Source organism: Pseudomonas sp. IT-P395 (assembly GCF_949767675.1).
Taxonomy (GTDB): Bacteria; Pseudomonadota; Gammaproteobacteria; order Pseudomonadales; family Pseudomonadaceae; genus Aquipseudomonas.
In genome coordinates this window covers 119,825-144,260 of record NZ_CATKPW010000055.1, presented here as the reverse complement: position 1 = coordinate 144,260, position 24,436 = coordinate 119,825, and the positions used below count along the sequence as shown (strand labels likewise).

General features: G+C 59.6%; 21 protein-coding genes. 8 read left to right on the top strand and 13 right to left on the bottom strand.

Going from position 1 to position 24,436, the window contains the following annotated elements; translation table 11 throughout:
* Positions 1–36 precede the first annotated feature (36 nt).
* The 4 genes from lptE (at position 37) to ACM6IN_RS22780 (ending at position 3,442) form a co-directional block, all read left to right on the top strand.
* Entirely contained in the window at positions 37–642 is a 606-nt protein-coding gene (gene lptE / locus ACM6IN_RS22795) for an LPS assembly lipoprotein LptE (RefSeq protein ID WP_007909616.1), read from the top strand.
* A gap of 39 nt (positions 643–681) precedes the next feature.
* Positions 682–1,719 (top strand): DNA polymerase III subunit delta, encoded by a 1,038-nt coding sequence (gene holA, locus ACM6IN_RS22790; RefSeq protein ID WP_123375872.1) that lies wholly within the window; start codon positions 682–684, stop codon positions 1,717–1,719.
* 175 nt (positions 1,720–1,894) lie between these two features.
* Entirely contained in the window at positions 1,895–2,059 is a 165-nt protein-coding gene (gene arfA / locus ACM6IN_RS22785; protein ID WP_007909612.1) for an alternative ribosome rescue factor ArfA, read from the top strand.
* Between the two features lie 60 nt (positions 2,060–2,119).
* Positions 2,120–3,442, top strand: coding sequence for a lytic murein transglycosylase (locus tag ACM6IN_RS22780; RefSeq protein ID WP_007909611.1), 1,323 nt, complete (start codon positions 2,120–2,122; stop codon positions 3,440–3,442).
* 103 nt (positions 3,443–3,545) lie between these two features.
* Here ACM6IN_RS22780 and ACM6IN_RS22775 read toward each other — a convergent pair whose 3' ends face one another.
* The 13 genes from ACM6IN_RS22775 to ACM6IN_RS22715 form a co-directional block, all read right to left on the bottom strand.
* Positions 3,546–4,493, bottom strand: coding sequence for a S66 peptidase family protein (locus ACM6IN_RS22775; RefSeq protein ID WP_414916739.1), 948 nt, complete (start codon positions 4,491–4,493; stop codon positions 3,546–3,548).
* Positions 4,494–4,664: 171 nt separating this feature from the next.
* The gene (gene lipA, locus ACM6IN_RS22770; RefSeq protein ID WP_162130178.1) at positions 4,665–5,663 is read right to left on the bottom strand and encodes a lipoyl synthase; all 999 of its coding nucleotides are present in this window, start codon (positions 5,661–5,663) and stop codon (positions 4,665–4,667) included.
* Between the two features lie 25 nt (positions 5,664–5,688).
* Positions 5,689–6,336 carry a lipoyl(octanoyl) transferase LipB gene (gene lipB, locus ACM6IN_RS22765; RefSeq protein ID WP_008087909.1) on the bottom strand — a complete coding sequence of 216 codons (648 nt, stop codon included), beginning with the start codon at positions 6,334–6,336 and terminating at the stop codon, positions 5,689–5,691.
* Entirely contained in the window at positions 6,336–6,611 is a 276-nt protein-coding gene (locus ACM6IN_RS22760) for a DUF493 domain-containing protein (protein ID WP_007909603.1), read from the bottom strand. Before ACM6IN_RS22760 ends, lipB begins: the two co-directional genes overlap by 1 nt.
* Before the next feature lie 85 nt (positions 6,612–6,696).
* Positions 6,697–7,854 (bottom strand): D-alanyl-D-alanine carboxypeptidase family protein, encoded by a 1,158-nt coding sequence (locus ACM6IN_RS22755; RefSeq protein WP_007909601.1) that lies wholly within the window; start codon positions 7,852–7,854, stop codon positions 6,697–6,699.
* Positions 7,855–8,041: 187 nt separating this feature from the next.
* Positions 8,042–9,052, bottom strand: coding sequence for a septal ring lytic transglycosylase RlpA family protein (locus ACM6IN_RS22750; protein ID WP_007909599.1), 1,011 nt, complete (start codon positions 9,050–9,052; stop codon positions 8,042–8,044).
* Entirely contained in the window at positions 9,052–10,062 is a 1,011-nt protein-coding gene (gene mltB, locus ACM6IN_RS22745) for a lytic murein transglycosylase B (protein ID WP_007909597.1), read from the bottom strand. The genes ACM6IN_RS22750 and mltB overlap by 1 nt, the downstream gene beginning before the upstream one ends.
* A gap of 17 nt (positions 10,063–10,079) precedes the next feature.
* Positions 10,080–11,183 (bottom strand): rod shape-determining protein RodA, encoded by a 1,104-nt coding sequence (gene rodA / locus ACM6IN_RS22740; protein ID WP_042704880.1) that lies wholly within the window; start codon positions 11,181–11,183, stop codon positions 10,080–10,082.
* 31 nt (positions 11,184–11,214) lie between these two features.
* Entirely contained in the window at positions 11,215–13,110 is a 1,896-nt protein-coding gene (mrdA, locus tag ACM6IN_RS22735; protein WP_007909593.1) for a penicillin-binding protein 2, read from the bottom strand.
* Positions 13,111–13,120: 10 nt separating this feature from the next.
* Positions 13,121–13,588 (bottom strand): 23S rRNA (pseudouridine(1915)-N(3))-methyltransferase RlmH, encoded by a 468-nt coding sequence (gene rlmH / locus ACM6IN_RS22730; protein ID WP_003185785.1) that lies wholly within the window; start codon positions 13,586–13,588, stop codon positions 13,121–13,123.
* Positions 13,589–13,597: 9 nt separating this feature from the next.
* Positions 13,598–14,089 (bottom strand): ribosome silencing factor, encoded by a 492-nt coding sequence (gene rsfS, locus ACM6IN_RS22725; protein WP_007909591.1) that lies wholly within the window; start codon positions 14,087–14,089, stop codon positions 13,598–13,600.
* Between the two features lie 72 nt (positions 14,090–14,161).
* Positions 14,162–14,884 carry a nicotinate-nucleotide adenylyltransferase gene (nadD, locus tag ACM6IN_RS22720; RefSeq protein ID WP_007909589.1) on the bottom strand — a complete coding sequence of 241 codons (723 nt, stop codon included), beginning with the start codon at positions 14,882–14,884 and terminating at the stop codon, positions 14,162–14,164.
* Positions 14,853–16,124: a glutamate-5-semialdehyde dehydrogenase gene (locus tag ACM6IN_RS22715; protein WP_414916738.1), complete on the bottom strand. Its 1,272-nt coding sequence runs from the start codon at positions 16,122–16,124 to the stop codon at positions 14,853–14,855. The genes nadD and ACM6IN_RS22715 overlap by 32 nt, the downstream gene beginning before the upstream one ends.
* A gap of 177 nt (positions 16,125–16,301) precedes the next feature.
* On the opposite strand from ACM6IN_RS22715, the gene ACM6IN_RS22710 reads away from it, so the two are divergent.
* The 4 genes from ACM6IN_RS22710 (at position 16,302) to ACM6IN_RS22695 (ending at position 24,263) form a co-directional block, all read left to right on the top strand.
* Positions 16,302–16,997 carry a DNA-3-methyladenine glycosylase gene (locus tag ACM6IN_RS22710; RefSeq protein WP_007909587.1) on the top strand — a complete coding sequence of 232 codons (696 nt, stop codon included), beginning with the start codon at positions 16,302–16,304 and terminating at the stop codon, positions 16,995–16,997.
* Between the two features lie 37 nt (positions 16,998–17,034).
* Entirely contained in the window at positions 17,035–18,351 is a 1,317-nt protein-coding gene (locus ACM6IN_RS22705; RefSeq protein WP_414916737.1) for a bifunctional DedA family/phosphatase PAP2 family protein, read from the top strand.
* Between the two features lie 350 nt (positions 18,352–18,701).
* Entirely contained in the window at positions 18,702–20,732 is a 2,031-nt protein-coding gene (locus ACM6IN_RS22700; protein WP_414916736.1) for a hypothetical protein, read from the top strand.
* 51 nt (positions 20,733–20,783) lie between these two features.
* Complete coding sequence (locus tag ACM6IN_RS22695) at positions 20,784–24,263, top strand: calcium-binding protein (RefSeq protein WP_414916735.1); 3,480 nt, start codon at positions 20,784–20,786, stop codon at positions 24,261–24,263.
* Positions 24,264–24,436 lie beyond the last annotated feature (173 nt).

The window sequence follows — 24,436 nt, the reverse complement described above, 5'->3', positions numbered from 1 at the left end:
ACCGTCGGCCCACGTGGTTTCAAGGGGAGCAACACAATGATCAAACGCAATCTGCTGGTGATGGGCCTCGCCGTTCTCTTGAGCGCCTGCGGTTTCCAGCTGCGCGGCACCGGCACCAACGAGCTGTCAATCAAGGAACTTGATCTGAGCGCCCGCAACGCCTACGGCGAGACGGTCACGCAACTGCGTCAGGTGCTGGAGTCGAGCGGCGTCAAGGTTTACAGCGGCGCTCCGTACAAGCTGTTCCTGGCTGACGAGCAGGAAAGCCAGCGCATCCTCAGCTACGCCGGTGCCGGCCGTACGGGCGAATATCAGGTCAATACAGTCCTGAACTACGAGATCCGTGGCGACAAGAACCTGCAACTGCTGAGCGACAAGCTGGAAGTGCAGAAAGTGTTCATTCACGACGGTAACAACCTCGTGGGCTCCGATCAGGAAGCCAACGACGCCCGCCGCGAAACCCGCCGCGAACTGGTTCAGCGCATGATGCTGCGTCTGCAGCAACTGACGCCGGGCCAACTGCAACAACTGCAGCAAGCGGCCAATGATCGCGCCAAGGCAGAAGCCGATGCACTGCAAGCGGCGCAAAAGGCTGAAGCGGAAACCCCGCGTCAGTCGCCGCTCGAAATACCGCAGCAGTAAGACGTTCGGGGCGCTCAGGCGCCCCGTTCGACCTTTCTTATGAAGCTCGCTCCCGCCCAACTCGGTAAACACCTGCAAGGTGCTCTCGGCCCCGTCTACATCATCAGCGGCGATGACCCGCTGTTGTGTCAGGAAGCCGCCGACGCCATCCGCAGTGCTGCGCGCCAGCAAGGTTTCGACGAACGCCAGGTCTTTGCCGCCGACGCCAATTTCGATTGGGGCACGTTGTTGCAGGCCGGCGCCAGCATGTCGTTGTTCGCAGAAAAGCGTCTGCTGGAACTGCGCCTGCCTTCGGGCAAGCCTGGTGACAAGGGCGCTGCCGCACTCATCGAATATTGCTCGCGTCCGGCTGAAGACACTGTGCTGCTGATCAGCCTGCCCAAACTCGATGGCAGCGCGCAGAAGACCAAGTGGGGCAAGGCGCTGGTTGAAGGCCAACAGACCCAGTTCATTCAGATCTGGCCGGTGGATGCCAATCAGCTGCCGAGCTGGATTCGTCAGCGCTTGTCTCAGGCCGGATTGTCGGCCAGCCAGGACGCGGTCGAATTGATTGCTGCACGTGTCGAGGGCAACTTGCTCGCTGCCGCGCAGGAAATCGAAAAGCTCAAGTTGATGGCCGAGGGTGGCCAGATCACAGTCGAAACCGTGCAGGCCGCTGTGGCGGACAGTGCACGTTTTGACGTGTTCGGTTTGACCGACGCCGTGCTCAACGGCGAGCCGGCCCATGCCTTGCGCATGCTGGAAGGCTTGCGTGGCGAGGGTGTCGAGCCACCGGTGATTCTCTGGGCACTGGCGCGGGAGTTGCGTCTGCTGGCCAATATCTCGTTGCAGTACAGCCAGGGCACGCCGCTGGACAAGTGCTTCAGTCAGGCGAAACCGCCGGTCTGGGACAAGCGCAAACCGTTGATGAGCAAAGCCCTGCAACGCTACTCGGCACAACGCTGGGCGCAGTTGTTGCTTGAGGCTCAGCGTATTGACGCGCAGATCAAGGGCCAGGCTGCCGGGTCGCCGTGGATGAGCTTGAGTCGTCTGGCTCTATTGATGGCTGGCCAGCGACTTTCACTGCCTGCCGAATAAGATCAAAAGATCGCAACCTTCGGCAGCTCCTACACCAATCCCTGTAGGAGCTGCGGCACGCTGCAATCTTTTGATCTTGTTTCCTACAATGCACGCCTGCATTTGCACTATAGACAGATGCCCAACATCGGCAGATTATTTCCCCCGCAAAACCCACTCACTCGAGAGAACTCTCATGAGCAAAAAGCCATCGAAACATGGCCCCAACAAGGCCAAATCCATTGTCGCCCAACCCCTGTTCCGCAGCCGCCAGGAACGACCAATCAAGGGTAAAGGCAGCTACCGCCGCGAAGCCTTCCAGTCTGACAGCTGGGAGGCTTCTTACTTTCTGGCCGCTTAAAGCGCAGTACCCCCCGGTCATGTTAAGGTCTGCACCTGATTCGTTTTCCTGGAACTGTGCATGCCCCTAAGTCTTTCCCGTCGTTGGCCTGTTCGCCAACTGATCGCTGCCTCCAGCTTCATTCTGCTTGTCGCTTGTGCGGAAAAACCGACCGCAGCCGATGCGCAACCTCTTCAAGCCGCTCCTGTCGCCACGGCCCCAGCGATCATCCCGCCGGTAGTGCCGTCCGCCGACCCTCTCGATCTGCAGCCAACGCAGACCTTTGCCGAATGGCAGGCGAGCTTTCGCAAAGATGCCCTGGCCGCCGGGATTCGTGCCGAGCTGTTTGATCAGGCGTTTGCCAATGTCAGCTTCGACGCCAGTGTGATTCGTGCCGATCGCAGTCAGCCGGAGTTCTCCCGCCCGGTGTGGGAATACCTCGACGGCGCCCTGTCGCCACTGCGTGTGCGTAAAGGCCAGGCACTGATCAGTCAGTACGCCGATATTCTGCAAAGCATCGAACAGCGATATGGCGTCGACCGCCAGGCGCTAGTGTCGGTGTGGGGCATGGAAAGCAACTTCGGCCAGTTTCAGGGCAGCAAGTCGGTGATCAACTCGCTGGCCACCCTCGCCTACGAAGGCCGCCGCCCGGGCTTTGCTCATGCACAGCTGATCGCCGCCCTGCAGATCCTGCAACAAGGCGATATCACGCCGGAGAAGATGCTCGGTTCCTGGGCTGGCGCGATGGGTCAGACCCAGTTCATTCCGACCACCTACAACACTCATGCCGTGGACTTCGACGGTGACGGTCGCCGCGATATCTGGGGCAGCCCTGCTGACGCACTGGCATCGACCGCGCACTACCTGCAAAGCTCCGGCTGGCAGCGTGGTCAGCCGTGGGGGTTTGAAGTGCAGTTGCCGAGCAGCTTCAACTACACACTGGCTGATGGTGCGATTCGCAAGAGCGTCGCCGAATGGCGTCAGTTGGGCGTGACTCTGCCGAATGGCGGTCAGGTGCCAGCAGGTTCTGAACAGCTTTCTGCCGCACTGCTGCTGCCGGCTGGTTATCGTGGGCCGGCGTTCCTGATCCTCGACAACTTCCGCGCGATCCTCAAGTACAACAACTCCTCGTCGTACGCGCTGGCAGTGAGCCTGTTGTCCGAGCGTTTCAGCGGTGGCGGTTTGATCAACGGCAGTTGGCCGAAAGATGACCTGCCGCTGAGCCGCACCGAGCGTATGGAATTGCAGACATTGCTGAGCGCTCGCAATTACGATGCCGGCACAGCGGACGGGATCATCGGCGCCAATACGCGCAAAGCGATTCGCAGTGCCCAGCAGTCGTTTGGCTGGCCGGCGGATGGGTATCCGACGCACAAGTTGCTGGAAAGCCTGCGCAACCAATAAAGTAAAAATCAAAAGATCGCAGCCTTCGGCAGCTCCTACAGGGCAAATATCAATCCCCAGTAGGAGCTGCCGAAGGCTGCGATCTTTTTGCTTCACCCACACACTATCGGGTGACGACATCCTGCTCCAGCATCAACTCCTGCTTCCCCGCATCCAGCCGCACCAGCGCGCCCATTGGCAACGTCAGGTTCGGATCGCAGTGCCCGCTGCGCCACCCCGACAACACCGGAATTCGTAAAGGCTCGAACGTCTGCTTGAGCAGGCGGTTCAGCGCTGCGACATCCACGCCGGCAATGTCCCCGACCAACACCCCCCGCAACTTCGCCAACTTGCCGGCCAGGCGCATCTGGGTCAGCAAGCGATCAATGCGATACAGCGGCTCGTTGATGTCCTCGATCAGCAGAATTACCCCCTCGACATCGATTTCGTAAGGCGTACCCAACGTCGCAGCGATCATCGCCAGATTACCGCCGAGCAATCGGCCGTGCGCGATACCAGGCTCGACAGTGGTCAACGGATACGCCACCGGATGGCTGAACACACTTCCCGCCTTCAATTGCCCACGCAGCATGGCGAAGAACGAAGTAACGGTCGGCGGCTCCTTGTCACCCAACAGGTCGGCGTTGAGCAGTGGCCCGTGAAAGGTCACAAATCCTGCGTATCGACTGATAGCCAGGTGCAGCGCGGTGATATCGCTGTAGCCGATGAACGGCTTGGCGTTGCGGCTCAGCAGGTCATAGTCGATGCGGTCGAGCAAGCGCGGCGTACCGTAACCGCCGCGCAAGCAAATGATCGCATCGACCTCGGGATCAGCGAACGCTGCGTGCAGGTCACGCAGGCGTATATCGTCACTGCCGGCCAGATAGCCGTCCTTTTCATAAACACCGGGAAACACCTTCAGCCCATAACCACGGGCGCGCATCCATTGCAGCGCTTTCTCGGTGTCCAGAGCTCCGGGGCCCGCCGGCGCAATCACGCCGATCAACCCTTCCGAGGGCAGTGCAGGCACGGCTCTGTGTGGGCAAAGAGTATGGGTCGGTCGAACGGTCATCCTTGGATCTCCCTGTGAGTCATGCACACACAGTAGTCAGGAACGGCGGCAAACAGAAGAGGGTCGGCCACGCCGCAGGTTGCAGGAAAAATCAGCATCGAATGTAAGACGGGCAAAAAAATGCCCGCCGGGCGTTAAACCTCGGCGGGCAGTTTTTCATTCAGCGCCGGATCAGGAACCCAGCAGCTCAGCCTTGACCAACTTCGCTTGCTCGTCGGCATGGTACGAAGATCGTACCAGCGGGCCCGAGGCAACGTTCTTGAAGCCCATCTTGTAACCTTCCTCGGCGAACCAGGCGAAGGTGTCCGGGTGCACGAAACGCTGCACCGGCAAGTGGCTGCGCGACGGCTGCAGGTACTGGCCCAGGGTCAGCATGTCGATGTCGTGTTCGCGCATGCGTTTCATGACTTCGATGACTTCGTCGTCGGTCTCGCCCAAACCCAGCATCAAGCCGGATTTGGTCGGAATGTGCGGCATCATCTGCTTGAAGCGTTGCAGCAGGGTCAGCGACCACTGGTAATCCGAACCCGGACGCGCAGCCTTGTACAGACGTGGCACGGTTTCCAGGTTGTGGTTGAACACATCCGGCGGCTCGGCGGCGGTGATTTCCAGGGCGACGTCCATGCGACCACGGTAGTCTGGAACCAGGGTTTCCAGCTGCACGTTCGGCGACAGTTTGCGGATTTCGCGGATGCAGTCGGCAAAGTGCTGGGCACCGCCGTCACGCAGGTCGTCGCGGTCAACCGAGGTGATCACCACGTACTTGAGCTTAAGGTCAGCGATGGCGATGGCCAGGCTTTCCGGCTCGTTGACGTCCAATGGCTTCGGACGGCCGTGGCCGACGTCGCAGAACGGGCAGCGACGGGTGCAGATGTCGCCCATGATCATGAAAGTCGCGGTGCCACCGGAGAAGCACTCGCCGAGGTTCGGGCAGGACGCTTCTTCGCAAACACTGTGCAGCTTGTGTTTGCGCAGCAGGCTCTTGATCCGGTCGACTTCCGGGGAAACCGGGATGCGCACACGAATCCAGTCAGGTTTCTTCGGCAGCTCGGTGGTCGGAATGATCTTTACCGGAATGCGTGCAACCTTCTCGGCGCCGCGCAGCTTGACGCCGGCTTCTACCTTGGGACGCGGGGCCGGGCGCTCGGTCACGTCGAGCGTCGGGATCATGGTTTGCACTGCATCAGTAGTCATATCAGTCGATTCCGCCCGTCAGGGTCGTCTGCTCAGCATAGTCGAGGTGTTTGACGAGCTGCGCACGCAGCCGGGCACTTACCTCGGCAAATTCAATCGATCCTGCGTGGTCGCTCAGCTGGGTCATCGCCAGCCCGGCGTAGCCGCAGGGATTAATCCGTCGAAACGGTTCCAGGTTCATATCCACGTTCAGGGCCAGGCCATGAAAGGAACAACCGTGGCGAATCCGCAAACCCAGAGAAGCGATTTTCGCTCCATCGACGTACACGCCGGGAGCGTCTGGCTTGGCCGCTGCGGTTACCCCGTAACTGGCCAGCAGTTCGATCAGGCAAAGCTCCATGCGGCTGACCAGATCACGCACGCCGAAACCCAGCTTGCGTACATCCAGCAGCAGGTAGGCCACCAACTGGCCGGGACCATGATAAGTCACCTGCCCGCCGCGATCGACCTGCACTACCGGGATATCGCCCGGTAGCAACAGGTGTTCGGCCTTGCCGGCCTGGCCCTGAGTGAACACCGGCGGGTGTTCGACGAGCCAGATTTCGTCGGCGGCATCGCTGCCGCGTTCGTTGGTAAAACGTTGCATGGCATGCCAGACCGGCTCGTAAGCCATCTGGCCGAGCTCACGAAAGCCCAGCGTGCCCGGCATCACAACACCATGTGCACGAAGCCGGTCGCCCGCAGTTCGCTGTTGATGTTGTACAGCTGATCCTGATCGGTCGCGACGATGTGCAACTGAATGGTGGTGTATTTGCCGTTGGTGCTTTGACGCTCGTCGATGCGTTCATCATTGATGGTCGCGTGTTTCTTGACGATGTCGATGATCTTGTCTTTGTTGCCAACGCCGGTATCGCTGATCACCTTAACGGGATAATCAACCTGGGGAAATTCGATCTTTGGCGCCTTTACTTCGGTATCGGTCATGGCGTAACGGCCTCTAGAGCGCAAGCCGTGGTAACGCACATGGCCCCGCACCGGATCGGGGCGGGGCCATGCAGGTCAACACAAATCAGTTGAACAAGCCGTAGAAGAATAGACGGATGCTATCCCACATGCGGCGGAAGATACCACCCTCCTCGACGCCATCCAGAGCGATCAGGTCGGCGCTGTGCACGACCTTGTCTTCCAGTTTGACTTCGACTTTACCGATCACGTCGCCCTTGGCGATTGGCGCGGTCAGTTGCGGGTTCATGGTCATGCTCGCAGCGAGCTTCTTCAGCTGGCCTTTTGGCAGGGTCATGGTCAGGTCTTCAGCCAGGCCGGCCTTGACTTGATTGGTGGTGCCTTTCCACACCGGGGCCTGAGCCAGTTCGGTGCCCTTCTGATAGAAGGTCTGGGTTTCGAAGAAGCGGAAGCCGTAAGTCAGCAGCTTCTGGGTTTCAGCGGCGCGAGCCACTTCGCTGTTGGTGCCGAACACCACGGCGATCAGGCGCTGGCCGTCACGTACAGCCGAGGACACCATGCAGTAGCCGGCCTCGTCGGTGTGACCGGTTTTCAGACCGTCGACGGTCTTGTCGCGCCACAGCAGCAGGTTGCGGTTAGGCTGCTTGATGCCGTTCCAGAAGAACTCTTTCTGCGAGTAGATCGCATAGTGAGCCGGGTCTTCGTGGATGATCGCACGGGCCAGGATCGCCATGTCGTGAGCCGACGAGTAGTGCTCAGGGTTTGGCAGACCGGTCGGGTTCATGAAGTGGGAATTGGTCATGCCCAGATCAGCGACTGTCTTGTTCATCAGGTCGGCGAACGCGTCTTCGCTGCCGGCGATGTGCTCGGACAGCGCGACGCTGGCGTCGTTGCCGGACTGGATGATGATGCCGTGCAGCAGGTCGCTGACAGTGACCTGCGAGCCGACTTTGATGAACATCCGCGAACCGCCGGTACGCCAGGCGTTTTCGCTGACGGTCACCGGATCGTTTTCACCGATCTGGCCACGACGGATTTCCAGGGTCGCGATGTACGCGGTCATCAGCTTGGTCAGGCTGGCCGGTGGCAGACGCTGGTCGCCATTGTTCTCGACCAGCACGTTGCCGCTGCTGGCATCCATCAGGACGTAGGCTTTGGCGGCCAGTTGCGGTGGCGACGGCATCATCTCGGCCGCGAAGGCGGCTGGCGAGAGGAGCAGCGGGACTAGCAGACACAGGCGTTTGGCAAAGGTGGTGATGTTCATCCGTCTCTCGAAATCGCTAATGGAAACTGTCCTTGCGGACAAAATTTAATCAGATGACTTTCTAACGAGCCATCGCGTGTTCAGTTGCTCACTCCAGTCACCCTTGCCGGGCTTTTGTTCTTCGACGAGCCAACAACCTGGTTCACCCCCCAATACTGCAAGTGAACCGTCAATCAAGTTCTACGTATTACTCGGTGACCACACTTGGCGAACCAAGGTTGGCCAGGCGCACGCTGTTCTGCACCTGGGCAATTTCACCCGGCGAGCCGATCGGCCCCAGTCGCACCCTGTGCAGGGTCTGCTGATTGCGCACGATCGAACTGATGAACACCGGAGCGCTCACCATCCCGCTGAGCTTCGACCTCAGGAGTTCTGCAGCGTCCGGGTTGGCGAACGCGCCCACCTGCAGATACTGGCCAGTTGCTGTTGCAGAAGCGTTTTTTTTTGCACTCATCGGCACGGGGACGGTGTCGGAGGCATGTTGCTGCGGCGGTGGCGTCCATTGCTCGACGGTGCCAGCCGAAGCCGTGATCACCGGAGCGCTGTTCTGCGCGACCTGTGGCTCGTTGAGCATCAACGGTGCCGGACGACCCTTGGCGGCCCAGTATTGCTGCGGATCGATGCCTTCAACCTTGACCCGCGCAGTACCGGTTTCGGCGTAACCGAGTTTTTTCGCGGCGGCGTACGACAAGTCGATGATGCGATCGGAATAGAACGGCCCACGGTCGTTGACGCGCAGGATCACCGTGCGGTTGTTGTCCAGGTTGGTCACCCGAACGTAACTTGGCAGTGGCAATGTCTTGTGCGCGGCACTCATGCCGTACAGGTCGTAAACCTCGCCATTGGCGGTGTTCTGGCCGTGAAACTTGGTGCCATACCAGGACGCCGTGCCGGAGGCGACGTAGGTCTTGGATTCCTGCAACGGGAAGTAGGTTTTGCCCAGTACGGTGTACGGGTTGGCCTTGTACGGACCGGTGTGCAGGGTTGGTGTGGCATCAGGAATGCGCGAAACATCGACATCCCACCACGGCGCGCCATCTTTGTGCGCGCGGTTGATATCCAGACCCGGCTGCGCTCGCACAGCGGTATTGGAGGTTTTCGGCGTCGGGGAACGGCTGGTCGTGCAACTGGCGACCAATACCGCCAACGCAGCGAATGCCACCAGCTTCAGGGGTTTATTGTTAGGCAATGCCCGCATTACTTGACGCCCCGTGCTTGTACCAGCTGTTCAGACAGTTGATGTACGGCCATGGCGTACATCACGCTGCGGTTATAACGCGTGATCGCGTAGAAATTCTTCAGGCCCATCCAGTATTCAGGGCCGTTGTCGCCTTCGAGGCGAAATGCAGTCACCGGCATATCATCGCGCAGCGCATCATGACTTGACCAGCCCAGCACCCGCAACTCTCCAACGGTTTTCGTCGGCTCGATGCCGGTGGTCAGGCCTTCATCAACCTGCTCGCCACGCACATCGGCACGGCTGACTACCGGCTCACCGGCAACCCAGCCATGACGTTTGAAATAGCTCGCTACGCTGCCAATCGCATCATCCGGGTTGTTCCAGATATTGATGTGGCCGTCACCGTCGAAATCCACCGCATACGCACGAAAGCTGCTCGGCATGAACTGCGGCAGGCCCATGGCCCCGGCGTACGAGCCTTTGAGGGTCAATGGATCGACCTGTTCTTCACGCGCCAGCAGCAGGAACTCACGCAGTTCCTTGCGGAAAAATTCGGCACGGGGAGGATAGTCGAAACCGAGCGTGGACAAGGCATCGATCACCCGGTAATTACCGGTATTACGTCCGAAAAAGGTTTCAACGCCGATGATCGACACGATGACTTGTGCCGGTACGCCGTATTCCTGCTCGGCACGGGCCAGCGTGGCCTCGTGCTGACGCCAGAAATCCACACCACGGGCGATACGCGCGTCGGTGATGAACATCGGGCGGTATTCTTTCCACTGCTTCACGCGCTCGGCAGGTCTGGAAATGGCGTCGAGAATCGCCTGTTTACGCTGAGCCTCGCGGAACACCGCCATCAATTGCTCACCGGCGAAACCATAGTCGCGGGTCATTTCACCGACGAACTCGGCCACCTGAGGCGAGCCTTCGTATTCGCCAGCCAGCGCTTCCTGCACACTGCCCAGCAGGCCCATCAGGCCAACCAGCGGCGCGCATCGAGTCGCCCAGCCACGCATTACTTGCATTGAACTCTTCACCTTATTCAAACCTGTGCGATCCACTTGCGATGGGTATGGATCGACATCAAAACCCCAAACGCTGACAGCAGCGTCACCAGCGAAGTTCCTCCGTAGCTAATGAACGGCAACGGCACCCCTACGACCGGCAACAGGCCACTGACCATACCGATGTTGACGAAAACGTAAACAAAAAACGTCATGGTCAGCGCACCGGCGAGCAATTTGCCGAACAGCGTCTGGGCCTGAGCGGTGATCACCAGTCCTCGGCCGATCAGCAATAGATAGATCAGCAACAGCGCACAGATGCCCACCAGGCCGAACTCTTCGCCGAGTACGGCAATGATGAAGTCGGTATGGCTTTCCGGCAGAAAATCCAGGTGTGACTGGGTGCCGAGTAGCCAGCCTTTGCCGAACACGCCGCCGGAACCGATCGCGGCTTTCGACTGAATGATGTTCCAGCCCGTGCCGAGCGGATCACTTTCCGGGTCGAGGAAGGTCAGGATTCGCTGCTTCTGGTAGTCGTGCATGATGAAAAACCACATCGCCACTGACACTGGAATCGCCGCCGCCAGCACGCTGAGAATCCAGCGCCAGCGCAGCCCGCCCATGAACAGCACGAACGCACCGCCCGCGAGAATCAGCAGCGAAGTACCGAGATCAGGCTGGCGGACGATCAGGATGAACGGCACGCCGATCAGCATCAAACTGATGCCGACGTGCTTGAGTTGCGGCGGCAACGTGCGTTTGGACAGATACCAGGCGATGGTCGCCGGCATCAGGATTTTCATGAACTCCGAGGGCTGGAAGCGGATCACTCCGGGGATGTTGATCCAGCGTGTGGCGCCCATGGCGTTGTGGCCCATGATGTCCACCACCAACAGCAGCACCACGCCGATCACATAACCAAGCGGCACCCAGCGCGCCATGAAACGCGGCTCGAACTGGGCGATGACGATCATCGACACCAGACCGATGCCGAACGAGGTCGCCTGTTTGGCCAGCAGGTCCCAGCTCTTGCCGCTCGCCGAATACAGCACGAACAGGCTGCCGGCGGCGAGGATCAGCAGCAGGATCAGCAACGGGCCATCGATATGCAGCCTTTGCAGCAGCGTCGCGCGGCGACGCATCACATCCTCACTGGAGAGCATGCGATCAAAGTTATTCATCACGGGCCGTAGCCTCCGCACTGATTGGGCTGGCGTATTCGGCCTTCAAACGTCCGTCCTGATCGAGCAGCCAGGCGTCCATGACCTGACGCACCACGGGTGCGGCAACGCCGGAACCGGACTCACCGTTCTCGACCATCACCGACACGACGATGCGCGGGTCATCGGCCGGAGCGAAACCGACGAACAAGGCGTGGTCGCGGTGACGCTCCTGAACCTTGGAGCGGTCGTACTTCTCGCCCTGCTTGATCGCGACGACCTGCGCCGTACCCGATTTGCCGGCGATACGGTATTGCGCGCCGATGGCCGCTTTGCGCGCGGTACCGCGAGCGCCGTGCATCACTTGCTGCATGCCGTGATTGACCTTGGTCCAGTCCGACGGATCACGCAGGACAATGTCCGGCATCGGATTCTCGTCCACCGGCTTCACCCCTTCGAGGGATTTGGCCAGGTGCGGGCGATTCCAGATGCCTTTGTTGGCGACCAGCGCAGTCGCCTGGGCGAGTTGCAGCGGAGTCGATTGCATGTAGCCCTGGCCGATTCCGAGGATCAGGGTTTCGCCGGGGAACCACGCCTGCTTGCGCGTCGCCCGCTTCCATTCACGGGACGGCATCAGGCCGGGGGATTCTTCGAACATGTCCAGCGAGACCTTCTGGCCGATGCCGAACTTGTTCATGTAGGCCGACAGCCGATCAATGCCGAGCTTGTGCGCCAGGTCATAGAAGTAGGTGTCGTTGGACCGCATGATCGCCGTGTCGAGGTCGACAAAGCCGTCGCCCGTGCGGTTCCAGTTACGGTATTTGTGATCGTAGTTGGGCAGCATGTAGTAGCCCGGGTCGAACACTCGACTGGACGCCGTCACCACACCGGAATCAAGACCGGCAATCGCCACCGCAGGCTTGATCGTCGAACCCGGCGGATACAGACCGCGCAGCACGCGGTTGAACAATGGCCGGTCGATGGAATCACGCAACTCGGCGTAGGCCTTGAAGCTGATGCCGGTGACGAACAGGTTCGGGTCAAAGCTCGGCTGACTGACCATCGCCAGCACCTCGCCGGTCTTCGGATCCAGCGCAACCACCGCGCCACGACGCCCGCCCAACGCTGCCTCGGCCGCTTCCTGCAACTTGATGTCCAGACTCAGGACGATGTCCTTGCCGGGAATCGGATCGGTGCGTTTGAGCACTCGCAGTACGCGGCCACGGGCGTTGGTCTCGACTTCTTCGTAACCGACCTGACCGTGCAATTCCGGCTCGTAGAAACGCTCGATGCCGGTTTTGCCGATGTGATGGGTGCCGCTGTAATTGACCGGATCGAGGCTCTTCAGCTCTTTCTCGTTGATCCGCCCCATGTATCCCACCGAATGCGCGAAATGCGCGCCCTGCGGATAGTGACGAACCAATTGTGCAACCACTTCCACGCCCGGCAGGCGGAACTGATTCACCGCGATCCGGGCAATCTGCTCTTCGCTCAGCTCGAACAGGATCGGCACCGGCTCGAACGGCCGGCGCCCCTGACGCATGCGTTTTTCGAAGATAACCCGGTCTTCAGGCGTGAGCTCCAGCACTTCGACGATAACGTCGAGCACTTGCTGCCAGTCGCCGGAGCGCTCGCGGGTCATGCTCAGGCTGAAGCTCGGACGGTTGTCCGCCACCACCACGCCGTTGCGGTCGAAAATCAACCCACGGGTCGGCGGAATCGGCTGCACGTGGACGCGGTTGTTTTCCGAGAGCGTCGAGTGGTACTCGTACTGGATCACCTGCAAGTAATACAGCCGCGCGATCAGCACGCCGATCAGCAACATGATCGCAATGGCCCCGAACACGACGCGGCTACGCACCAGGCGTGCGTCCTTTTCGTGGTCCTTGATGCGGATCGGCTGAGACATGAGGGCTGGATTACTTGTGGTAAGGGTGACCGGACAGCACGGTCCAGGCACGATACAACTGTTCGCCGATCAGGATCCGCACCAGCGGGTGCGGCAACGTCAGCGGCGACAACGACCAACGCTGATCGGCCCGGGCACAGACTTCCGGCGCCAGCCCTTCCGGGCCACCAACCATGAAATTGACCGTGCGCGAATCCAGCCGCCAGCGATCAAGTTCGACCGCCAGCTGCTCGGTGCTCCAGGGTTTGCCGTGGACTTCCAGCGTGACAATCCGCTCGTTCGGCCCGACCTTGGCCAGCATGGCTTCGCCTTCCTGGCGGATGAAACGGGCCACGTCGGCATTCTTGCCACGGGTATTGAGCGGTATTTCCACCAGTTCCAGCGCCAGCTCGGACGGAAGACGCTTGGCATATTCATGCCAGCCTTCTTCCACCCACTTGGGCATGCGTGAACCGACGGCGATCAGGCGCAGTCGCACAGCAATCCCTTACAGCTGGTCTTTGTTGAGCTTGGTGAAGTGCTCGTGGGTGTTTTCCGGGCTGTGGTGCTTGGCGTCGGCCGCACGGCTTTGCTCGGCACCGGCCCACAGGCGCTCCAGGTCGTAGAACTGACGTGCCGAGGCGGTCATCATGTGCACGATCACCAGGTCCAGGTCCAACAGCACCCAGTCGCTGTCGCCCTTGCCTTCTTCGCCCAGCGGCTTGGCGCCCTGCTTTTTGACTTCTTCGCGAACCTTGTCGAGCATCGCGTTGATCTGGCGGTTGGACGTACCGGTAGCGATGATCATGTAGTCAGTGATGCTCTGCTTGTCGCGGACATCAATGATCTGGATATCTTGCGCCTTGACGTCTTCCAGTGCCGCCTCGGCAAGCTTGACCAGCTGATCGCCAGTCAGTGGCTCATTGGTGTTGATCGGCTCAGGCAGCGGAGCGCTCTTGAATGTACCTTTGCGCTTAACTTTCTTTTCGTTGTCAGTCATATAAAACTCGTTTTGCTCATATATTCGGCGGCTTGGCGATACGTGGATTCGTATCAGTGAAGCACGCCTTGCTCAGTTCGACGCACGGTACAGACCGTGCGCATCGATGTAGGCCAGGACCGCGTCGGGCACCAGGAAACGTACCGACTTACCGCTGGCCAGCAGTTGACGGATCTGGGTGGCGGAAACCGCGAGCGGTGTCTGCCAGACGAATGCAATCTGTCCGCTCGGCCCTTTCAGGGCCAGCGGGTCGCTCACCGAACGCGCTGCCAGCAGGTTGCGCAAGGCATCCGGCGGTTCGCTGTCGGCGTCCGGGCGCTGTAGCACCAGGATGTGGCAATGCTGGAGCAACTCTTCCCAGCGGTGCCAAGTGGGCAGGCCGCAAAATGCGTCCCAGCCCAAAAGCAGAAAAACCTGGGTCTCGGCGGGCATTTCAGCGCGCATCGACTCCAGGGTATCAATGGTCCAGGACGGTTTGTCCCGCTGCAATTCGCGGGCGTCCACCACCAGCGGCGGCATTCCGGCCACCGCACACTCGACCATCGCCAGCCGATCCTGCGCCGACACCTGCGGCGTACCGCGATGGGGCGGGCGCGCGTTCGGCATCAGGCGCAACTCGTCGAGCGCCAGCGCTTCGGCGACTTCCAGGCCACCGCGCAGATGGCCGATGTGCACCGGATCGAACGTGCCGCCCAGGACGCCAATGCGCCGAGGGCGGGACTCGCTGCCGGGTGCCGGCGCTGTCAGGTCGAGGTCGGTCAAGTCAGACCGTCGCCTGGCCGCGCAACTGGCCATCACCGACCACGATGTACTTCTCGCAGGTCAGCCCTTCGAGGCCCACCGGGCCGCGGGCGTGCAGCTTATCAGTAGAAATGCCGATCTCGGCACCCAATCCGTATTCAAATCCATCGGCGAAACAGGTCGGGGTGTTGATCATCACCGACGCCGAGTCGACTTCCGCGACAAACCGACGGGTGTCGGCGAGGTTTTCGCTGACGATCGAGTCGGTGTGATGGGAGCCGTAATGGTTGATGTGTTCGATCGCCTGATCCAGACCGTCGACCACGCGAATCGACAAAATCGGCGCCAGATACTCGGTGCTCCAGTCGTCTTCGCTGGCGGCAACGGCGTCGATGATCGCCCGCGTACGCTCGCAACCGCGCAGTTCAACGCCTTTTTCGCGGAACTGCGCCGCCATCGACGGCAGGAAATCTTTCGCAACAGTTTGATCGACCAGCAATGTCTCCATCGCACCGCAAATACCGTAGCGATAAGTCTTGGCGTTGAAAGCAATGCGTTGGGCTTTCGGCAAGTCGGCATGGGCACTGACGTAAACGTGGCAGATGCCGTCCAGATGCTTGATCACCGGCACACGGGCATCGCGACTGATGCGTTCGATCAGGCCACGGCCACCGCGCGGTACGATGACATCGACGTACTCGGGCATGGTGATCATCGCGCCAACGGCGGCACGGTCAGTGGTTTCGACCACTTGCACCACGGCGGCGGGCAATTCGGCCTCGGCCAGACCGCGTTGAATGCACGCGGCAATCGCCCGGTTGGAATGAATCGCCTCGGAGCCGCCGCGCAGGATGGTCGCGTTGCCGGACTTCAGGCACAGGCTCGCGGCATCGATGGTCACGTTTGGCCGGGATTCGTAGATGATCCCGATCACGCCCAGCGGCACACGCATCTTGCCAACCTGAATCCCCGACGGACGGAAGCTCATGTCGCGGATCGCACCAACCGGGTCCGGCAGTGCAGCGACCTGACGCAGACCGACGATCATGCCATCGATACGCGCCGGGGTCAGTTCCAGACGCTCCAGCAATGCCGGTTCCAGACCATTGGCGCGGCCGGCAGCCAGATCCTGCTCATTGGCGGCGGCAAGCTCGGCACGCGCGGCATCCAGGGCATTGGCAGCAGCCTGCAAGGCGCGGTTTTTCTGCGCGGTGCTGGCACGGCCGATGACCCGGGAGGCTTCACGGGCGGCGCGACCCAATCGGGTCATGTAGTCAAGAACGGACTCAGTCATGGTCTGCTGGGGTCTTGGCAAAGAGGAAAGCGGCAGATTATAGCTGTCGCGTCCCGGGACTAACAGCGGTGACGGGCGGATGGTCGAAATGAACGCGGATTCGCCGGTGTTCAGGCCCAATTAAGCCACGCGTTGTTATCATCACGACCTCCTGAGCCTGGATAATCATTGCCTGCCATGTCCGATCTGACCGTTCGCAACCGCGCCGAACGCCTGCCGCTGGGGCTGCCCGACGCCTTTTTCGACCGAGATGCGCAAGTGCTGGCGCAGGACCTGCTCGGCAAAGTCATCCGGCACCGGGTTGGCGATCTGTGGCTGAGCGCGCGAATCATCGAAACCGAAGCCTATTACTGTGCCGAAAAAGGCAGCCATGCCTCGTTGGGCTACACAGAAAAACGTAAGGCTTTATTTCTGGATGGCGGTCACATCTATATGTATTACGCCCGAGGCGGTGATTCGCTGAACTTCAGCGCGCAGGGGCCGGGCAATGCGGTACTGATCAAATCCGCCTATCCGTGGGTCGATGAAGTCAGCGGGCCGGCGAGTCTGGCGCAAATGCTGCTGAACAATCCCGACGCACAGGGACGTGCGCGTCCTTCGCAAAAACTCTGCGCCGGGCAAACCCTCTTGTGCAAAGCGTTGGGACTGAAAGTGCCAGTGTGGGACGCCAAGCGTTTCGATCATGAAGTCCTTCTGGTAGAAGACACCGGGCCGGCACCTTCGCACATCATTCAAACCACCCGCCTGGGCATTCCCCGCGGCCGCGACGAACACCTGATGTACCGCTTTGTCGACGCAAACCATGCGCAATGGTGCACGCGGAACCCGCTGCGACGCGGTCAGGTCGAAGGCCGGGATTATTTCTTGCTGTAACCCCCACAGGGTTAATCAACGATTGGAGTTTTTCTGTATGGGCCCATGGCTCGATAGCGTTACCGGGTGGCTGGCGGCGAATCCACAATGGCTGGCTGTGGCGGTGTTCATTGTTGCCTTTGTGGAGTGCCTGGCGATTGCCGGTTTGATCGTGCCGGGCACCGTGCTGCTGTTTGCCGTCGCCGTACTGGCCGGCAGCGGCGCTCTTTCGCTGAGCGAGACGCTGTTGCTGGGTTTCCTCGGCGGGATTCTCGGCGATGCCGTTTCGTACTTCCTCGGCCGCCATTTCCACCAGAACATTCGACGCCTGCCGGGGCTACGGCATCATCCGGAATGGATGGCCGGTGCCGAGTCGTATTTCCAGCGCTACGGCATCGCCAGTCTATTGGTCGGCCGCTTCATCGGGCCGTTGCGGCCAATGCTGCCCATGGTCGCCGGCATGTGCGACATGCCCTTCCCGCGTTTCGCCGCTGTCAGCCTGCTGGCGGCTGCCGGCTGGAGTCTGGCCTATTTGCTGCCGGGCTGGGCCACCGGCGCGGCCTTCCGCCTGCCATTGCCAGAAGGGTTCTGGCTGGAAGCCGGGATTGTCGCCGGCAGCATCGCCGTGATGGTCGGCCTCAGCGTCAACAGCAGCCTGCGCCGGCACCGCCGCGCGACGATCTGGATCAGCAGCATGAGCCTGTTGATTCTGATTGGCCTGTTCATCGGCTACCCGTACCTGACCGCGCTCGATCAAGGCGTAATGACGCTGGTGCAGGAACATCGCCAGCCAATGCTGGATGAAATTGCGGTCACGCTGACCCTGGTCGGCGAGTTCCGCAACATGCTGTTGTTCAGCGCCCTGCTGACCGGTCTGTTGCTGCTGTGCCGGCAATGGCGCCAGGCGATCTTCGTCGGCGGCACGCTCCTGGTGACCGCACTGGCCAACACCGGAACCAAATATTTCTTTGCCCGGGTGCGCCCGGAAGTGCTGACTGATCCATTGACCACCTACAGCATGCCCAGTGGCCATGCCTCAGGTTCGTTCGCGCTGTTTCTGACCCTGGCAGTACTCGCCGGCCGTGGCCAGCCGCCACGCATGCGCCTGACCTGGTTGCTGATCGCCTGTATTCCGGCTCTTTTCATCGCACTGTCGCGGGTCTATCTGGGGGCTCACTGGCCAACCGACGTATTGGCCGGCGCTATGCTCGCCGCCTGTGTCTGCGCTGCCGCCCTGTGGCTGAGTCAACGCAAAACCGCACTCAATCCCATGCCGTACAAGATCTGGTGGTTGATCTTGCCGGCCATGTTGGCGCTGTTTGGCTTTTTCGTCCTCAGGCATCTGCCTCATACGCTATTGCGTTACGCCTATTGAACGAGGCAATACACAAGGCTTATTTCCTTCGCGCTGCTCTTTTAAGAAACTTCCGACATGAGCGGCGCACTTCTCCCATTCAAACTTTCTCGCAGCCGGTAAAACTTCCCGCCTGACCAACCGACAACCTCATACATTTAAAAGACGCTATAACAAAAGTTACACTTCCAACAAGAATTAGAACAACAATAACTTTCGCCACGCCGAAAATGCGCTAGATTAAATTCACAAACATTAAAACCCGTCAAACTCACCCCTTCAACTTCAATTCGACGGGCCGCATTGCTGTTACAAAAATTTCACCACTTACATCAGGCTTTTAAACTCTTTAATATTATTTCGAGCATTCCATGAGTCCGAAGATTCCCCGCAAACCGCCCCTGTCTTCCTCGCAACAACCTGATCCGGTCTCCCTACACCATCAGCACGTTGCTCCGGGCGTTCCGCCAGCCTACCGATTGCCGGGTTTTGCGCACCCATCGGATCCCGCTCGCCCCACCGGCACGCATTCAACTTCGCAGAGCATCACTCCCCCCTCCGTGGTCATTCATGCCATGCCGACGCAAAATCCGGCCCATCTCGCGAATGACGGTTCGGTGGAAAGCTACTGGCTGTCCGATGAGTTTCTGGTCGGCATGCGACCGGCTGACGACAATGGTTTTCGCTGGATCGTCGGGCGCCAGTTTGTCGACGTCGAATATGCAAGTGGCCTGCAAACCACCCATGTCGGCCTTGATGACACGGGTCACTATCGAAGCAAGACGCTGTTCGAACGCGTGCCGTCCGGCCCGCGGCTTTACAAAAACGAAGGCCAGGCGACCTGGCGCCTGACAGAACGCCCCTCAGGGCCCGCGCTATCGACAAAACGCCCCGCCCTGCCAACGGCCGAGCACTCCGGTCTTGCTCCCGTCGCCAAGCGACCCCGCCCCGCCCCCGCTTATCTCAATCAAAGCCAATACGCGGCAACACCGCGCTCACCGGACCCTCAGGGCTATTACGAACTCAAACCTTCCCTTGATCGCCACAGCACCGACATACAGTTTGCCTTCAGGGATCCATTCGGCAACTGGGTTCAGGTCGATCCACCCGCCGCCGGATTCGGCGCACAACACGCCCTGTTAAAGCACTGGACCGATCACGACATATGGCAGACATACGGCATTCATGGTCAGGAGATCGTGCGATTTCGAGCTGAAGCCCAAGCACTTGGCAAACCGCCGCAGTGGGTCGAATCCGTGGCCACGGACAATCCGCTCACCGATTTGCTGGACGACTCCCTGCGCTGGCTACATCCCGACATGAATCTCCAGCAGCGCGAAACCCTACTGCAGTCCTACAACTTGTTGCCGAGTCAGTTGACGCGCTTGCGAGATGACCTGCTCACCGAACTGGCCATTCCTCAATGGGCTCAGAAACACAAGCAACTCACAGAGGACCTCGATAACCCGCAGCGTCTGGAGCAACTGAGTCGGGATGTGAGCGAAGAACTCAATCTCAAACGCGGTGCCCAACATGACTGGTACAGCCCCAAGGCCAGCATGACCCCTGAAGTGCTCGAAGCACTGCTGAATAAACTCGGTTATCAGCGCAACCAGAACAATTGCCTGTACCGCACGGACGTGCCGGCCCTGTTCCGCGGTGATGATCGTACGCCTTTCGAGCTCGCCAATGACGAAGCGATGCTCCCGCGCTACCACCATGAACCGGGCGCGACGACTCACAAGCCGATGAGCGCCACCTTCAGCCTCAATGAAGGTCAGGTGTATGCCCGGGCACCCGACCCCGAGTACTTGCGCTTCAACAGCCAGACCAACAAGCACCCGGGAGGGGACGTTGACGGCCAGGCCCCAGACAGCGATGCCAGTGACACGCCAGGCACCTCGTCTTCCGAGTGGTCCGAAGCCACAAGCCCGATCCCGTGGGATCACGATCGTCACTACGAATCCACACGTACGCGCCAGACCGTCATGTTTATGTATGCGCTCGACACCCGCCATCTTGAGGTGGTCCCCCATGAAGAAAACATTCGCTTCAACTCAGCGGCCCGTGATACCTCCGCGACCTGGTTTCCCTCCGATGATTTCGAAGGGCTGATTTCGGTCACTCGAAGCGGGCTGAATGCCGACCGCGTCTGGCTATTGAACACCGCCCTGACCAAAGGGGTGAAAGTCGACGACATCAGGTACCAGGCAGGAGATCGCGCTGAACGGATCGAGGCCGCCACCCATGCGGGGCACACCAACAAATTCGAATACGACCTGCTGATCGACCAGGCCGAGGACGCAGGCAAGCCCGTGCTCAGACTGTCCGGCAACGGCAACGAATTCGCCTACGACATCACTTGGCCCGAAACGGACAAGCCGACAACTCAAGGCCAGTGATACGCCGGTAAGGACACCGGATCCATGGCTTTACATTAAAGGATTAATGACATGTCAAAAATCATCTCCCCACCTATGCAGATTGCCAACGTCAGCCCCGTTCAGATCGTGCCTCTCAACGTTTCGGCCAATCCTCATACGCCGCTGGCGGGCACGCTCCACGACGTCACGCCGTCAGACGACGCTGACGCCCCCTATCGACGCACGCTCAAATCCCTCGACAAACATTTCGGGCGGCTACGTTTCGGTGAAATACTGACCAGCCGCGTCGAACTTCAGGCGTTGGGCGCGACGGTCCATGGCCAGCCCATCAGCCCTGCGAACGCAGGCATGCAAACACCGGATCAAACATTTCTCGACGGGCTCAATTTCGAGGAGACCAGAGTCAAGGCCCGGCTGCGTTCGGCGGATACTCCGAACAGCGACACCCCGGCCATGCTGTTCTTCGAAATCGCCTTGATGCGTTCGGTAGACGCCCCCCCTCTGTTCATCAGCGATACACCGCAGGCTCCAGGCAGCGCAATGGATCGCATGAATCAGTTGGGCAAGGCCGCGCAGAAACTGGATATCCACCGTGCCGACTCTTTCGAAAACGCCCCTGGCTGGATCAGTAAAAACAAAAGCTATCTGATGAGCGGCGCAGGCGTAGGCATGCAGGCATTCGGCATCTACAGCGGCTACCGGGCCATGATCGACGCGATCAGACAAGGCGATGCGCTGGAAGCGATTTTCCAGGGAGGTTCGATCGCTGCCGAGTTTGGCTCATTGATCATCGAGCGAGGCCTGACCAAGACTGGTGAGGCGATGCTCACGAATGGCGCGACCGCGTTCAAGTACTTCCCCCTGACCTCGGTAGGCAAATACATGAGCCGGGGCGCCGGATTGTTCGCCAGCGTGATCACCCTTCCGTTCGACATCATCGATGCGGTCAAATCGTTCAACGCCGCCGCGGCAGCGCAAGGCAAAGAAGCTCAGGATCACTATGTCAGTGGTGGCCTGAGCGTCGCCGGCGCAGGTATCAGCCTGGTGCTGGGCATCGCCGCACTGGCGGGCTTCGGCAGTACCGCCGGGCCGCTCGGCCTTGCCGCCGCCGGTTTGCTCATCGCCGCCTCGGTGATTTACCAGGCCGCAAGGGTGGTGGATGACATTGATGATTACATTGAACTGACTTTCCACGAACGCTTGCGCTCTGGCTGGTTCGCCTTCACTCGCCAGGACCTGGACACGCAAGTCATGGATCGCTTCAAGCTTTCCAAAGGTTTTGTTGATCACGAGAAGCAGTTGGAACTGTCCGCTAAAGACATGCTTGAAGGCGCCTACAAAAACGCCATCGAGCACGTAGTGAATGGCATTTTCAGCGTCGAATTGAAACCGGTTGAACTGTGGCGCTATCAATGGAATGAAAGCACCGGCGAGAAGCCGTTCAAACTCGACAGTCAGGCGGTCATCGTCGGCGGTGACGACATCGTGGATGCCAGTAATGGCTTGCCCGCCGATCTCAAAGGCAAGGTCAGCGGAAGCGCAGGCGCTGACAAGGGTGTGTTCTGGCGCCTAGGGGATGGAAATGACCGGGTCGTCGGCGTCAAGGCCAAAACCAACCTCTTCACCTATCGCGAAGGACACAAAGCGCTGACCGGGGGTGACAGGAACGATGCGTTTCATCAGGAGATCAACGAACAGGCCTTGAATCTTGCCGCCCCACCGGCTCATCTCAATGTGCTGGATGGTGGTGCCGGCTCGGACACCCTGACCTTTGAAGGCATTCGCCCGCGCTCTGATACTCGTCACATTGGCCACGACATCAATCTGCAAACGGGCAGGGTGGCTTTGCGTGGGCTTGATCTCGCTGCTGATGCGGTGGAAGTCGCACACCTCACCTCGTTTGAAAACGTCTCGACATTGCGCAAGGGGACGAGCCGGGTCATCGGGACTGATGAGGCCAACCGGATTGCCGCCAACGGTTACGACCGCATCAGCGCCGGCGCCGGTGACGACACCATTGCCATCTACGGAACAGACTGCCGGGTTGAAGGGGGGGCCGGCACAGATCGGTACTACATTGCCAACACCAATGCACGGACGACGATCGTCGAGGACGGCGAACAGTCGAGCCTGATCGAGTTCGGCTGGCCGATGGAGGTCATTCAGCAGTGGAAGATCGTCGGCACCTCGTTGATCGTGCGCTCTTTGCGCGACAAAGATGGCAGAGATCCCGAACATGTCCTGACCATCGAAAATGTCTACCAATGGATCGATAACAAACGCCACCTGAAGAACGGTCAGTGGCGGTTCATCACGGAGGACGGCTATGAACTGGTGGCGTTGCTGCCACCGCAACCGGACGACACGGTAAATCAACGCATCGAGGTTGCAATAACCGTCAGTGGTCAGGCCGCCCTGCCCCCCCAAATCGTCAACGACGGCACCGTCATCATTACCGAGGAAGGGTTGAAGCGGCATTTCGTGTCTCGCACTAACCGCAATGTCGAGTTTGTGGCCAAGGGCAATACACCTGAAACCTCAAGAAACGTTTACCTGGATTTCAAGGACTCGGAGATTGTCGACGTCGCCGTCAGCTATGAGGTTGAAGTGCGCAAAGGTGTTTCGGGTTACACCTACCTGATTTATAAAGACTTCGATCTTTCAATCCGGCTGCCGGAAAAAGTCGTGGCATTCAAAGGGGTGATCCAGCCAATCGCGGCCGCTACAGGCTACGGCGGGAGAAACAGCCTGAGAGTCACCACGGTTCACCTTGTACAAGACATCGCCCTGATCCTGCTGGATGAAGTTTCATACCGACTTCAAGTGCCCGACCTGGACTACGAAGACGATGTAAAAAATCCCGGCCGCAGGGTACTTCACACCCGCAGTTGCCTGATGAAGCGCAATGGCAGATATCTGTTTACCCGACCACAACCCGGCGAGAAGACTCCGCTTCCGGCGTATAACAGCACCGTTGTGATCGACGCCAGGCCTCATACCGACATTTATCTGCTCGAAGGAAAAGGTGCCACTTACGACATCCACCTTGCGAGCAACTCGATCATTCGCCTCTCCACTCCCGGCGCAACGGCAAAAACAAGCAATGCGTCTACCTGGAATCTTTTCAGCCATACGCTGAAAGAAACCGTGTCACGCAACGACATTCAGTTGAACGGCAACCGCTTGCGAGTCGCCAGCGTCACAATTGAATTGCCCGATATCGAAGACGACGTGCCGGTGGAGTTCATCAGCGTAGCAACTTCATCCGGCAACATTTATGAGGTTTCCCTGCTGTTTGAAGTGTTTCAGCTTTACGTCATCGACGCCCGCAGTCATGCCAGCGTCGAGGCGCTTCTGGCCGAGATAACTGCACATCAGCAACGGAACGAACTGGCGGCAGTCGTTTATGTCACCCACATCGCTTCGACGTCTGGAGAAAGCGGCACAGTGCTTTACAACTCGAAGAGGAAATATTGGGGGCGTGTTGGCGATCCGGCAGCGCGAATCAAACCCGAAGACCTGCTGATCGAAGCGGCCGTCACTCTCTGAACATTTTCAGCCAATGATCAACAAGCCCGGACGATGCCACTCATTGCCCGGGTGCGTGCATCACTCAGCCAAGGAAAGGCTGTGTCAAACATAAAGGAGATTCACTGCATGCGACAAAAGCAGGGGTCACGCCCCCCCTCACCGACAGTCGACACGCCGGCGACCACAACACG